17 protein-coding genes are annotated in these 13,087 nt (G+C 36.8%); 12 read left to right on the top strand and 5 right to left on the bottom strand.

Annotation, left to right across the window (positions count from 1 at the left end; genetic code table 11):
- Positions 1 to 238 precede the first annotated feature (238 nt).
- Positions 239 to 658, top strand: a complete 420-nt coding sequence (locus V3595_RS23220) for a VOC family protein (RefSeq protein ID WP_485909949.1) — start codon at positions 239 to 241, stop codon at positions 656 to 658.
- A 370-nt stretch (positions 659 to 1,028) separates the two neighbouring features.
- Positions 1,029 to 1,586: a cysteine hydrolase family protein gene (locus tag V3595_RS23215; protein ID WP_485909947.1), complete on the top strand. Its 558-nt coding sequence runs from the start codon at positions 1,029 to 1,031 to the stop codon at positions 1,584 to 1,586.
- Positions 1,587 to 1,947: 361 nt separating this feature from the next.
- Here the strand turns inward: V3595_RS23215 and V3595_RS23210 are convergent, their stop codons facing one another.
- The 3 genes from V3595_RS23210 to V3595_RS23200 are packed head-to-tail and all read right to left on the bottom strand — an operon-like array spanning position 1,948 to position 3,008.
- Positions 1,948 to 2,229, bottom strand: a complete 282-nt coding sequence (locus V3595_RS23210; RefSeq protein WP_485909945.1) for a hypothetical protein — start codon at positions 2,227 to 2,229, stop codon at positions 1,948 to 1,950.
- Positions 2,230 to 2,239: 10 nt separating this feature from the next.
- Positions 2,240 to 2,629 carry an SHOCT-like domain-containing protein gene (locus tag V3595_RS23205; RefSeq protein ID WP_485909943.1) on the bottom strand — a complete coding sequence of 130 codons (390 nt, stop codon included), beginning with the start codon at positions 2,627 to 2,629 and terminating at the stop codon, positions 2,240 to 2,242.
- 13 nt (positions 2,630 to 2,642) lie between these two features.
- Positions 2,643 to 3,008: a DUF2089 domain-containing protein gene (locus V3595_RS23200; protein ID WP_350301414.1), complete on the bottom strand. Its 366-nt coding sequence runs from the start codon at positions 3,006 to 3,008 to the stop codon at positions 2,643 to 2,645.
- Positions 3,009 to 3,579: 571 nt separating this feature from the next.
- On the opposite strand from V3595_RS23200, the gene V3595_RS23195 reads away from it, so the two are divergent.
- The 6 genes from V3595_RS23195 (at position 3,580) to V3595_RS23170 (ending at position 8,599) form a co-directional block, all read left to right on the top strand.
- Entirely contained in the window at positions 3,580 to 4,782 is a 1,203-nt protein-coding gene (locus V3595_RS23195; RefSeq protein ID WP_485909941.1) for a macrolide family glycosyltransferase, read from the top strand.
- A gap of 384 nt (positions 4,783 to 5,166) precedes the next feature.
- Positions 5,167 to 5,817 carry a Type 1 glutamine amidotransferase-like domain-containing protein gene (locus V3595_RS23190; protein WP_485909939.1) on the top strand — a complete coding sequence of 217 codons (651 nt, stop codon included), beginning with the start codon at positions 5,167 to 5,169 and terminating at the stop codon, positions 5,815 to 5,817.
- Positions 5,818 to 5,908: 91 nt separating this feature from the next.
- A complete protein-coding gene (locus V3595_RS23185; RefSeq protein ID WP_485909937.1) occupies positions 5,909 to 6,220 on the top strand; it encodes a hypothetical protein in 312 nt (103 codons plus the stop codon).
- A 22-nt stretch (positions 6,221 to 6,242) separates the two neighbouring features.
- Positions 6,243 to 6,740, top strand: a complete 498-nt coding sequence (locus V3595_RS23180; protein WP_485909935.1) for an SRPBCC family protein — start codon at positions 6,243 to 6,245, stop codon at positions 6,738 to 6,740.
- Between the two features lie 513 nt (positions 6,741 to 7,253).
- A complete protein-coding gene (locus V3595_RS23175; RefSeq protein WP_485909933.1) occupies positions 7,254 to 8,153 on the top strand; it encodes a DMT family transporter in 900 nt (299 codons plus the stop codon).
- 26 nt (positions 8,154 to 8,179) lie between these two features.
- Positions 8,180 to 8,599, top strand: a complete 420-nt coding sequence (locus tag V3595_RS23170) for a VOC family protein (RefSeq protein ID WP_485909931.1) — start codon at positions 8,180 to 8,182, stop codon at positions 8,597 to 8,599.
- 52 nt (positions 8,600 to 8,651) lie between these two features.
- On the opposite strand, the gene V3595_RS23165 is transcribed toward V3595_RS23170, so the two are convergent.
- Positions 8,652 to 9,518, bottom strand: a complete 867-nt coding sequence (locus V3595_RS23165; RefSeq protein WP_485909929.1) for an SDR family oxidoreductase — start codon at positions 9,516 to 9,518, stop codon at positions 8,652 to 8,654.
- Between the two features lie 176 nt (positions 9,519 to 9,694).
- On the opposite strand from V3595_RS23165, the gene V3595_RS23160 reads away from it, so the two are divergent.
- Entirely contained in the window at positions 9,695 to 10,129 is a 435-nt protein-coding gene (locus tag V3595_RS23160; protein WP_485909927.1) for a GNAT family N-acetyltransferase, read from the top strand.
- A 130-nt stretch (positions 10,130 to 10,259) separates the two neighbouring features.
- Here V3595_RS23160 and V3595_RS23155 read toward each other — a convergent pair whose 3' ends face one another.
- Positions 10,260 to 10,418, bottom strand: coding sequence for a hypothetical protein (locus V3595_RS23155; protein ID WP_485909925.1), 159 nt, complete (start codon positions 10,416 to 10,418; stop codon positions 10,260 to 10,262).
- 933 nt (positions 10,419 to 11,351) lie between these two features.
- Here V3595_RS23155 and V3595_RS23150 point away from each other — a divergent pair.
- The 3 genes from V3595_RS23150 to V3595_RS23140 all read left to right on the top strand — a co-directional run bounded on the left by V3595_RS23150 (position 11,352) and on the right by V3595_RS23140 (position 13,080).
- Positions 11,352 to 11,612 carry a hypothetical protein gene (locus V3595_RS23150; protein ID WP_485909923.1) on the top strand — a complete coding sequence of 87 codons (261 nt, stop codon included), beginning with the start codon at positions 11,352 to 11,354 and terminating at the stop codon, positions 11,610 to 11,612.
- A 62-nt stretch (positions 11,613 to 11,674) separates the two neighbouring features.
- Positions 11,675 to 11,869 (top strand): hypothetical protein, encoded by a 195-nt coding sequence (locus V3595_RS23145; protein WP_485909921.1) that lies wholly within the window; start codon positions 11,675 to 11,677, stop codon positions 11,867 to 11,869.
- Between the two features lie 206 nt (positions 11,870 to 12,075).
- Positions 12,076 to 13,080: a phosphotransferase enzyme family protein gene (locus tag V3595_RS23140; protein WP_485909919.1), complete on the top strand. Its 1,005-nt coding sequence runs from the start codon at positions 12,076 to 12,078 to the stop codon at positions 13,078 to 13,080.
- Positions 13,081 to 13,087 lie beyond the last annotated feature (7 nt).

The following is a 13,087-nucleotide window of genomic DNA, read 5'->3' as shown; positions in this document are numbered from 1 at the left end:
TCCATTTAACCGTGAACTTAAATTCAATGGTGATGAAATCCTGCGAATAAGCGAGTATTTGTGAGAAAATCGTATTAAACTGAGGGAGTTGAAGAGTACTGTTAGATCTTTATTCAACAATTGAGCCATTTTCTTGAATAAGAGAAGGGGTTTTTTGTAAGTAAGTCGAAGTTAATCAGAAGATATTATTTAGTTTAGCATCGGGACGTACTACTCAACATAAAGGAGGAAATCGATTATGAGCGACACAAAAACATTACGAGGACTCACCACAGTCAGTTTTTGGGCGACTGATCTAGTGGCGGCAAAGAAGTGGTACGCCGAGCTGTTGGGTATCGACCCATACTTCGAACGCCCAGGATATGCCGAGTTTCGCCTCGGGGACTACCAGCACGAGCTGGGCCTGATCGATAGCCGTTACGCGCCCGATGGTTCGTCGATCTGCCCGGCCGGTGGTGCAGTCGTGTACTGGCACGTCGACGATGTGTCAGCAACTTTCGAGAAGCTGCTGTCTATGGGGGCGAAAGAACACGAGGCACCCACAGTTCGCGGTCAGGGGTTCATTACTGCCTCAGTGGTTGATCCCTTTGGGAACATCCTAGGCATTATGTACAATCAGCACTATTTGGAGGTTCTGGGATCGACCAGAAAAGCGTGATTCGTACTGTGGGCATTCAGCTTAACGCATATCCAGTTTGTACTACTCGCATCGCTGGTTTGTTTACACAATTTATTTTACAGAATCATTTACTCGAACAAATGATGATGATTAATTAGTACTCCGCGAAAGGGAGGGATTCATTAATAAGAATCCCTTTTCTTAATGAACTAACGGGTGCGTTAGCTGAAGATCGGAGCTGTCTTTAAGGCAGCTTTTTCTTATGGAACTAAAGGGGCAGGATAGTTCAAGAAGGTATTAGTAAATCTTTTGACGAAAATATATAAAGAGATTTGTAAGAAGAACTTAAAGTACCATTTAATAAAAAACAGGAAAAAACTAACTGCTAAAAACTTTAGGGGGGAAAATATTGAAACAAACATTACTGATAATCGATGCTCAACAGGAATTAATAGAAGGTAATAAAGAAGAACAAGGAGTCTTTGGGAAAGAAAAAATCGTTAATAACATTAATACTGTAATTGAAAAAGCGATAAATGAAAGTATCCCCGTTGTTTTTATAAGAGATTTAGATGTTTCAAATGGAGAAGGACCTGGATTCCAGATACACAAGGATATTAAAATACCATCAACTGCTATCATATTTGATAAAGCTGCCACAAATTCATTTTATGGAACTCCATTACACGACCATTTAAGTAAAAACAATGTAGACCATATTGTAATAATGGGATGTAAGACGGAACATTGTATTGATTCAGCTGTTAGAACAGCAACAATCAATCATTTTGATGTAACATTAGTTGGTGATGGACATTCTACTTCTGATTCCAAAAACTTATCTGCAAAACAAATAATCCTTCATCATAATGAAACCCTTCACGGTCACTATAATGTAGACAATTTTTCACTTGTTAGAAATTCTAATGAAGAATTGTTTAAACCTGTTCACAATAATTACCGATAATAATTCCTATCTGTTGCTATTGGAGAAGATAAAGAAAAGATTGCAGAATTACACGGTAGAGAGAGATTTCTCGATATGACAGACCTTAAATCGTTTCCTCAAAAATTAGTGGAAACAATCAGTCGCTTTTTATAGGAGGGATTTAAAAATGGATGAAAAACGCAAAAAGGCACTGGTACGGTATCAATAAAGATTTTTCCGTTTTTTTTTAACCCCGTCCTAATTTAGAACGGGGTATGCTTGTTTGAGCTTTTAAAATTAAATAACTTTATTGTCTTTTTACAATTTTCTCGGTATTGTAAGCGAGAAATAGGCCTTTTCTTCAATATGCCAGTCAGTGGTCGGTGTATTCCATGATAAATTATAGTCTAACCTTAACCTCAGTACCGTCCTTAGCTTTAACATCTACTAGCACGATCCCCTTATAATTTTTCAGTTCCTTGACGATAGGCTTTAGCGTTTGTTTGTCTATTAGTGGAAAGGTAAAGTCCAGTTTTTTTCTTTCGAAGTGCTCTTTTGTCCATTTGTTTGCATTTTGCTGAATAAATTTTGAAGATAAAATTGAAATAACAATGTTTAAAATAGCATATGGAATTGGGATGGTAAACCGAACGCCTTTCGCTTTTACTTTTACATGCATCATAAGCAAATTACTAATCAATGATGACCGAAACGGTATCCCCGTTTGCCGATTTAATATCAACAATTTGGCCATCTAATTCGTTTTCGATTGCTTCAATAATAAGGCTTATGTCTATATCTTTAACGTATTTTTCCGATTGAGGGATACTCGCTGCGATGCTGTGTCCAGCCACTAATACTGCCTTGACAAGTTTTATAGGCAAATTGACCGTGACATTATCATTTTCGGCTGATACAACACGAACTTTTAAGGTTTTATCTAAATAGTTAGTCGGTTTTTCAAGAAGCTCATTACCTGTTTCTTCTTTCTCTTTTAATATTTGAATCAGTTCTGATCCCTTATCTGCATCAATCTTCCCTTCTTGAACCATTGTTAACACTCTTGTAATTTCCTCTTTCATGATAAATTCCTCCCTATTCCTCTTTTAAGAGCTTAATGGCTTCTTCTGGCGTGATTTCGCCATTTTCCAACATGGTGACAACTTTTTTCTCGTCCACTTCATTTTTCTTCTTCTGCACATATCCAAGGGATGAAATGATGTCAGTTAGCTTGCCTCGAACCGTTGGATACGAAATCCCCAGTTCCTTTTCAACTTCTTTGATATTCCCTCTGCATGTTAAAAATACTTCCACAAAATGAAGCTGATCCTTTGATAAGGATGCCAGCTTAGATATTTCAAACTCATTTTCAATCGTAGTGTGACAATGAGAGCACTGCAACTTTGTAATTTTCAACGTTTTACTGCAGACAGGACAATTTGTTATTAATTTATAAGCCATAATGAAATCCCTTCCTTTTAGTTAATTCGATTATAAAACAAATAATTGAAAATACAAATAATAAAATTTAAATTTTTAATAAAAAAAATCAATAATATTAATTTAACGTTTAATATTATTGATTATCCATTTTTGTTATTCATTCAAGTATTATATTTACCATAATGGTTGAAATTGTAGACATTCCCCTTGGGGAGAATACCCAGTTACATAATGAGCACGATTACTTAGTCTTTGAGATGCTGATTAATCCATAGATATTTGATATTAATATTCCAACTATGATGATTCAGCAGTCGTTGGCATTGTTGTATTATTTAATGATTTAGAACTTGAAAATTATTTAGCTTACGGGTTGATTAATCTCCGATTATGCAGTGATTTGAGGACTTAGTCTTTATTAATGTGTGGAATACCTTTTTCAGCAAACTCCTCTGATGTCCACCAAAACAAGGATGATTAGGAGTTTGAGATTTTCAAGTATTGTACTATGATAAATTTAAATTATTTGACTTTGGAAGGGTATGGTACAGTGACCTTACTCTTACAGAATTATCTAAGGAGTGGTAAAATGGCACGTGTTTTATTTATTAATGGCGGATCAGAAGGACATATCAATCCAACTATTGGAGTTGTGCAAGAGCTTATTTCGCGTGGAGAAGAGGTAGTGTACTTTACAATAGAAGCTTTTCGAGAACGTATCGAGAAGACGGGAGCTACTGTACGAACAATTGACGGTGAAAAATTTATAAAAGCTTTTCTCTCAGGTGGAAGAAATTATTTACTCGAAAGAATCAACGGTCTTTTACGTACGGTAGATATCGTCATACCTAGCGTTCTTGAACAGATCAAAGGAGAGCATTTTGATTACATCATCCATGATTCCATGTTTGGTTGTGGACGTTTACTTGCCCAAATCCTTAAGCTTCCCGCAATCAATTCTTGTACTTCTTTTGCGCAGACAAAAGCATCATTCGATAAAATGCTGGAACAGCTTTCTAAAGAAATACCTACAGAAATAGTTAAACCTATATACGATGAATTTCAAAGACTGACGGTAATGGTGAAGGAAAAATATGATGTCGAGATCCATTGTTCTTACGAAGTTTTTTGTAATCCTGCACCACTTACAATCGTTTATACAACAAGGGAGTTTCAACCTATTGAAGAAGCATTCGACCAAACTTACAAATTTGTAGGTCCATCCATCTCTTCACGGTTAAAACAGGATAACTTTGACCTTGATGCTATCAAAGGAAAAAGTCCCATTTACATTTCTCTCGGGACAGTTTTTAACCGTTCTGTTGATTTTTATAAGCTTTGTTTAGAAGCATTTGGAAATAGCAATCACACGGTTGTCATGTCGACCGGTCAACAAACCCCACTAATTGATTTAGGAGAGATCCCCCAAAACTTCATTGTAAAAAAATATGTTCCACAAACGGAAGTGCTAAAATTCACTAAATTATTTATCACACATGGTGGAATGAATAGTACCAATGAGGGTCTCTACTACGGGGTTCCGCTAATTGTAATCCCACAAAGCGCGGATCAGCCCATTATTGCAGGGCAAGTTGCCAATATCGGAGCCGGTATTAAATTACAAATGCAAAGCTTGACTGCAAATCAACTACGTGAGGCCGCAGATCATGTGTTAAACGACCCATCTTTCCATAAAACTGTTTCAAATATAAGGGAATCCTTTCAAAAGTCTGGTGGATATCACCAAGCTGTTGATGAGATTTTAGAATTTAAAAGTCAATACCATATCTAAAAATAAAATATCGGTGGCATTTCCTTAGTGGCAATTCTTTTTTTTATTGTAAATGAAGGAATGAATCAAATTGTATTTTTGAAAGATGGAAAAGTGGTCTGCTATTTATAAATAATGGATATGGTATATTTTATGAATCTGAGAATTATAAAGATGCTGGCTATATGCTTAATATTAAGGGTGATTTAAAATTTCGAGTAGATAGAAACGACAGTGTCGTATATTTGAGAAAATAGGCAAGGATTTAAATGAGGGTTGCTGTGGCAGCCTTTTTTTGTGGAGCTAAAGGGGCAATTTAGCTGAAGAGTAGTGACATATAGAGGTATTGTCCTATTTACATAGAATATTTTAAGAGAATAGCATGTGAATAAATGGAGGACATATATGGATATTTGTTTTATTGGTGGCGGAAATCACACGGATAATGAATTAGGTGAAGTGTTCCTGGAACTTTCAAAAATGATTAAACGTGATGCTAAGCTTTTAATAATTCCTTTTGCAACCGACAATTCCAGGTATGAAAGTTGGATGGCAAGTATCAAACAAGCCTTTTCAATCATGGAGAATGTAAGTATTGAATTATTAAACGAAGACCTTTCAGACAAAGAAATGAAAAAGTCTATAAAAGAACATGATATTCTTTACTTTATTGGTGGAAAGCCAGAAAGGTTAATCCATGTTATAGAAGAAAAAGGACTTGTCCCAATTATCAAAGACTTTCAAGGTTTAATCATTGGATATAGTGCGGGTTCATTAGCTTTCTGTAATGATTGCATAATAACAAAAGATAAAGACTATCCAGAAACTGTAGTGATCAAGGGCTTAGGATTAGTTGGGTTTAGCGTTGAGGTCCATTACGATGATAATATAGATGGAGAATTAATTCCCCTATCAAATGAACGAAAGATATATGCAATACCAAATGGAAGTGCGATTTTCTCCAAGAACGGGGAACTATTTAAAGTTGCAAATGATATCTATTCTTTTCAAAATATGAAAAAGGAAATAGTGAATTCCAAAGTCATAAAGAACTAGCAGACGCTTTATCCCAATAAGCTGCGGCAGCATTTTTCTAATGCAGGAGCAAGGGCGCCAGGCGCTAAAGGATAGAGAAGAGGAGACTGCAATGAAAATAAATTTAATGATTTTCATTACATCAATAAAAGAACAAGAAAATGGTATATCAATGATGAAAACATTTGAATCTGATATTCGTCCTGTTAAAGGGGATATAATGGATGATCCAGGATTCGATTCAGGATTTCATAATGGATATGAAGTTGTAAAGGTTTCGATTAATTATGCCTCAAATGAATGTTTTGTTTCGCTGCACCCGCTTGCGATTGAGATTGAGGAAATCAGGATGGAAACCTATATAGAGAAACTGGAAGCAAACGGTTGGCGTGCTGTCTCAAAAGAAGAATTGAAAAGTATGTAAAAATGAATTAAGGAGTATGTAAATGGAAAAATACTCAACAACCACTTTAAAGATGACAAGAAATTTTGATGTAGTGCCTGCAATGGTTTTTGATGCATGGTTGAACCCTGAGATGATGAGAAAATGGTTTTTTACATTGGAAGGGACAAATAAGGTGGCACAAAATGATCCTCAAGTGGGAGGTATTTGGGAAATTATTGATCATCGCGATGGAAAAGATTATCGGGCGATAGGGGAGTATCTTGAAATGGACCCTCCCAATAAAATAGTGTTCACTTTTAAAATGCCGCAATTCAGTGAATCAGTAGATACAATTACAGTTGAGCTGAAAGAACTTCAAAAGGGCTGTGAAATGACATTTTCACAAAAAATCATTGTTCCTCATGAAGAAAATTGGACAGAATCCGATATCGAAAAAGCTCTTGGAGAGTATCACGATGGATCTGAACATGGCTGGAATTTAATGTTTATGGGACTGAAGGAATTAGTTGAAACTGGACAAGTTAGCTATAAAGGCTAATAGTCGTTAGCCGCAGTTTATAGACAAAAGGGAGTTCGGAATGGGCTCATAAAGAAGACTTGGTTATACTACATGATTTTTTTACTGTTTTATATAAGATGAAACCCTGAATAGATTGAAGAAATTTGCGACACTCCTGCCGAATAACTGGCTAGTCAAGACCCCACAGACGCCTGAGTCGAGGAGGCTTGGCAGACAGTCGGCGGAAAGGGAGCTGATTTTTGAAATCAACTGCAAAGTTTTTCAAAACTGTAGTCAAACTTAATTATTACCGAGTTTGTCTACAGTCTGAGGTTAATAGTCGTTAGCCAATGATAAGCTCTCCAAATTAACTGGAGGGCTTTTTCGGTATTTATATATATTGACAATTCTCTTTGGATTGGTAATATTTACTTTATTATTACATATGTGATTTTTAATATAAGGCGGTTAAATTATGGATGGGAAAGTCATTTACGACGAGTTTAATAAACTGATAGAAAGTGGGCAATATCGCAAATTGGTCATTTTATTATGACTAACTTTATGTACATATTTTGTTTATTAGTATGGGGACTTAATTTTATTGCTGTTAAGATTCAAGGTACACCTGTGAGTTTAGAATTATCTTTAACATATCGTTTAGGTTTGACGGCAATCCTATTTTTCATTTTATTGTGCATTCTTAGACCTACAGGAAAACCCAAGAAAAAGGATGTTCCATTTATTATTGTGTTTGGAATTTTTAATTTTGCTTTAAGCTATTTATGCCTTTATTACGCCACTATCTTAAGTTCAGCGGCAATGGTTACTTTAATATTTTCATTGAAAGTCATCTTAACACCCATTGCCCTTCGTGTTTTTTTGAAAGAACCATTACATTCACGTATCTTAATTGGTGGGATAATTGGTGTGCTGGCTGTTTGTATTGTTATTTATCCGAGTTTAAATAATATTCATGGATTCAATGATATAAAGGGTATCATGATGGCTGTTCTTGGTACCATCCTTACTGCATTGGGCGATGCAAGTTCAGCTAGAAATGCCAGGAAGAAAGTGAACCCAATCTATGCTAATGTACTTGGATTTACAGCAGGAGGAATTCTTTTAGCGGCAATTGTGTTCATTCAAGGACAAGCAGTCACTTTACCGACATCTATTACATATTTATCTGCTTTGTTCTATTTAACTATATTCGCTTCCTTTGGAGCTTGGCTATTCTACCTCAAGCTTGTAGAAAAAATAGGTGGGGCGAAAAGTGGATACATGGTCGCCCTTTTTCCGGCAATTGGAGGTATAGCTTCAGTGATGATTGGCGAATCAGATCCATCCATTTTCTTGGGAGTTGGCTGTCTTTTCAGTTGTTTAGGTGCCGCTATTGCATTAGGTTTTGGCATGAATATTGGTAAAAGTAATTTGAAAGAAGAAATTTAATTCGATTTACAGAGAGGGATGGGACAATGGAAAGTAAATGGCCAAATGATATGAAAGTAGCGCAAATGCGGGTTGCACGTCCTACTAATCAACTAAAAAAGGTTGTAAAATTCTATTGTGAAGGATTAGGTTTGAAAAAAATCGGTTCTTTTGAAGGGCACGAGGGATATGACGGTATCATGATCGGGCTTCCTGATTCCAGCTATCATCTGGAGTTTACCCAACATAAGGATGGCAGTCCTTGTCCTGCCCCAACAAAAGATAATCTGCTTGTCTTTTATATTCCTGAACGTAAAACCATTGAAGAAATCACGAATAGGTTGAAAGGTATGGGCTATGAACCGGTTACTCCGGAAAATCCATATTGGGAAAAGTCAGGTGTTACTATTGAAGATCCGGATGGTTGGAGAATTGTATTGATGAATACTCCCGGCATTGGAAATTAAATTTCGAAATGAAAACGACCGAAAAGCATCATGCTTTTCGGTCGTTTCGGGTTTATGAGGACATCGTGATCCCGCCATTGATGTGAATGCACTGTCCTGTAATATAAGCACCTTCATCAGATGCTAGCAGCACGTAGGCACCTGCATGATCTGCCGGCTGCCCAGGGCGGCCAAGTGGTGCTTCGGTACCGAATTCGGCAACGGATTGTTCGTCGAACGTCGCCGGGATGAGTGGAGTCCAAATCGGTCCTGGTGCAACCATATTGACCCGGATACCTTTTTTAGCCACATTCTGTGCAAGGCTGCGTGTGAATCCGACGATTGCTCCTTTTGTCGCTGTATAATCCATTAAAGTTGCATGTCCTCTGTAAGGATTGATCGATGTTGTGTTGATGACCGAGTTGCCTTGTTTCATATGAGGAACCGCGTGCTTGCTCATGTAAAATACTGAATAAATATTGGTGCGGAACGTTTTGTCCCATTGCTCGTCCGTGATATCCTCAATGTTTTCCGTCGGGAGTTGCACCGCAGCATTATTGACGAGGATGTCCAGCTTTCCGAACTCGTCCAGCGTCTTTGTAATCAATTCCTTACAATTCGCCTCCACGGAAACGTCACTTGGAAGTAGGAGGCAGCGAACGCCTTCCGCTTCAATCAGCTGCTTTGTTTCTTCGGCATCACCGTGCTCATCTAAATAATTCACAACTACATGGGCGCCTTCCTTTGCATAAGCAATGGCAACCGCACGTCCGATGCCGCTATCTCCGCCTGTAATCAAGGCAACGCGGTCCTTAAGCTTACCGCTTCCTATGTAATCCTTTGGCTGAATCGGAAGTGGATTCATCTCTGATTCAATGCCAGGCTGTCTGTCCTGTGTTTGTCCTGGCTGTCCATTTTTTTGCTGTTCATATATATTCAAAGAAATCTCCTCCTCTTAAACTATTGATCTAGTCATACTTTAGCCGTTAAAAAGTACGGTTAAACATCGTCATTCCCACCGATTCCATCTGAAAACGATTACAAAAATATAGTGAAGAAGGTCTTACGGTATTCAAAGTTGAATTACATTTAAATAAAACTTTCAGGGGTGTTAATGTGAATTCGATAGAAACAATACAAGAATTAACAAATAAAGAACAATGGTTAGAAGCCTTTCCAATCATGAATCAGTTGCGTACTGACTTAACTCAAAAGACATATTTGGAGTTACTTGAAGAAATGAGGAAGGACGGGTATTGTCTGTATGCATTATATAAGGATAACCGGATTGTATCTCTTGCAGGTTTAAGCTGGAGAGTGAACTTTTATAATAAACGTCACGTGTTTATTTATGACCTGGTAACAGATTCTGAACATCGCTCATTTGGATATGGAGAGAAGTTATTGAGTTATATACATAACTGGGCAAAAGAAAACGGAGCTGCATATGTGGCATTGGAATCTGGGATCCAGCGAAACGAAGCCCACCGTTTCTATGAAGAGAAATTAGATTATGATAAATGGTGCTACTCATTTAGAAAAACGCTGTGAGTAGGAATAGCGACGTAAAAGAGCTGAGTATTCAGTTTTTTTTGGTGCCATTAATGGAGTAAATGTAAGACACACTGTCCACTATGTGTATTTGTTTATAAATAAACATTTTTAGTAAGAAGAGATCAATTTAAGATAAATTCACGAGTAAAAGCGTGAATTTCACGAGTAAATTGCTAAAACTCACGAGTAAATCGGCTAAATTCACGAGTAAATCACTAAAACTCACGAGTAAACGCCGATTCGCAAGTAAAAGTTCGAAATTCACGAGTAAATCACCGAAACTCACGAGAATAAGCCCCAATTCACGTATAAAAGCCCCAAACTCACAGCAAATGCTCCAAAACCCACGAAATTCAACAACTTATAGAAATTGGCACGTTTATTGCAAGTATAATATCGAATCCAATTCCTTTGAAAAAATATATTGAACTACTCATCTTACTAACGAGAATATCCTTCTGCTGCAGAGTTTGAACAAAAGTCCTTATTTTGATGTTGAATGCCTAAAAAATTTGATGATACGAAAGTGGAGGGAAACGATGATTGCAGGAGTAAAAGTCGGGGATATTATTTTTCAATTATTTTCCATTGGAGTGCCGGTATTTTTTTAAATAATTCTATTGGTATTTTGGCGTTCAGCCAAAATTAAAAAAGAACAATTTAACCGCATTGAGGAAAAGTTCAGCTCGATTCAAAAAAGGGAGTACTAATTGATGGGCTAGTGTGTAGATTCGAGGGATGGGTTCGCCCCAATGAAAGATGGCGAAGGTTCCAAGGGACACAATGAATAATTTTCTACGTAAAAGCCAGCCAGATATTTAATTAAGCTTCAGGTTGCTGCGGCAGCCTTTTTTCATATGGAACATCGTACATACTAAAAATTACGTCAGGATGAAAAGTGAGGAGTTCGATGAAGTGTGGAAATGCTAGTTTGTTTTTTTGTTTTTATAACGGGAGTCGTATTTCTATATTTTGGTTTGTTTCAATACAATTGGCTGTATAAAGGTGTAAAGGAGATTGAAGAAGACAATAATTTTCCTTTCATAAGCAGTTATTGGTTCTGGCGGATTTTGTTTATCGTAATCAGTTTATTCATCATTTTTGCGACTGTAAATTCATTCTTTCGCTGAAAAACCCAAATTTTTGTAATGATTTATTTAGCCTTGGACATACTTAATTAAGATATCAATAAGTAACATTTAATTAAGGAGGAAACCCAATGGCTAACGAAAATATACAAATGAAAATGGAACATATTTGGCAGGATACATGTGGATCATGGGAAAATTGTACGGAAACCACAATTCAGTCATTCTTGGCAAAATCCGAAGAAAGCAATATAGATCCGCAATATTGCATGAGCTGGGTGGAACAGCATAAAGCCCAAATACCTGAGTGGGATGCCGTTTCAAAAGTGTCGCTCGACTGGGTTAATCAACATACATCAACGGGTTCACCTTCAATCAAGGAAGATTATTAAAAGTTATACTTTTGCTGCTTATGAATGGTTCGAACTCCACTATGTTTAGGGGGTGAAGAGAGTTGTCAAATAATGAGGAACAAAACGGTAAATCAAATCGTCGGGATCCAGATTACAAAGTTAATGCTTGGGATGAAATGAATGGTGAAGATAAATTTGTACAATCAGCCATCCAAGAGGAATTCAATAATCCAATCATCGAAGAAACTATCTTGAAGTTCAATAAAATAGCGAATGAAGAAGATAAGGAAACTTGATTTTTGGACGCGCCCTATAGGGCGTTTTTTTTTTTTGAAAAGGTAGAAGGAGCCGCTAATAACTTAATATGCAAAAGCTTTACCTTTAAATTTATAAAAAACAATAATATACAAATAAAGGGAAAAGGCATCTTGGTATCGTATAAAGCATAGTATAAATCGTTTTTATTAATAAGTTAGCAATATCAATATTGGGAGTGAGAATCATGGAAGCAGCGGTAGAGCGGATTTTTTCTAATGAATTGGTGAAATTGGCTGGAGATTTTTTTCAAGTGAATACGGGGAATCCGGTTAAACTTGGAGATGCAGAGAACTACGTATTTGAGGTTTACAGGGATGGAACGCCATACATCTTAAGAATGACACATCAATCACATCGTACAAAAGTTCAAGTGCTTGCTGAGTTAAAGTGGATTGAGCATTTACAGAATAATGGTAGTGAAATTCCTAAAGTTCTCTTTTCGAAAGATAATAACTTAGTTGAAATTGTAAAGGGCTCGGATGGTACGGAATTTTATTGTTGCCTGTTTGAAAAAGCTCCTGGTGTAAGAATGAAAGTCACCGATGAAAATTTCAACGAACCTTTATTTTTTGAATGGGGAAGAACCATTGGCCAAATGCATAAACAAACTAAAAGTTATAAGCCAGAAGCGGAATATAAAAGGCTGGATTGGCATGAAGAAGAATTATTGAATGTCCAGCTCTATCAATCCGGTGTACCGGAGCAAGTGATGCGCCAACAAGAATTAATCACGAAGAAGTTAAATGCCCTTCCAGTTCATCAAGATAATTTTGGATTGATTCATTCTGATATACATAACGGCAATTTCCATTTTCATGAGGGGAAGATTCATGTTTTTGACTTTGATGATTGTTCTTATCATTGGTTTGCCAGCGATTTAGCGATACCTCTGTACTATCTGATGTGGAGCTTGGAACGTGAAGGAATAAAAGGGCTCGATGAATATGCTGCCAAGTTCATGAGGGAATTCATAAAAGGCTATGAGACGGAAAATATCCTTGCACCTGTAGAATATGAAACGATTCCTCTATTCTTAAAGTTAAGGGATCTCACATTATATAATTTTTTCCATAAAAAGTACGATTTGAAGAATGCGGATAGTCCATTATACAAAACCGTTCAAAAAATCGAACATAGAATCATCGAAGGCCGAACTATTGTTCACTTCAATCCGAATGTGGTTCATTGAGGGGGAT

The sequence above is a fragment of the Bacillus sp. CFBP9009 genome (genome assembly GCF_036541465.1).
Taxonomy (GTDB): domain Bacteria; phylum Bacillota; class Bacilli; order Bacillales; family DSM-1321; genus Peribacillus.
Note: the sequence above shows the minus strand (reverse complement) of the source record. Positions and strands in the feature narration are given on the sequence as shown.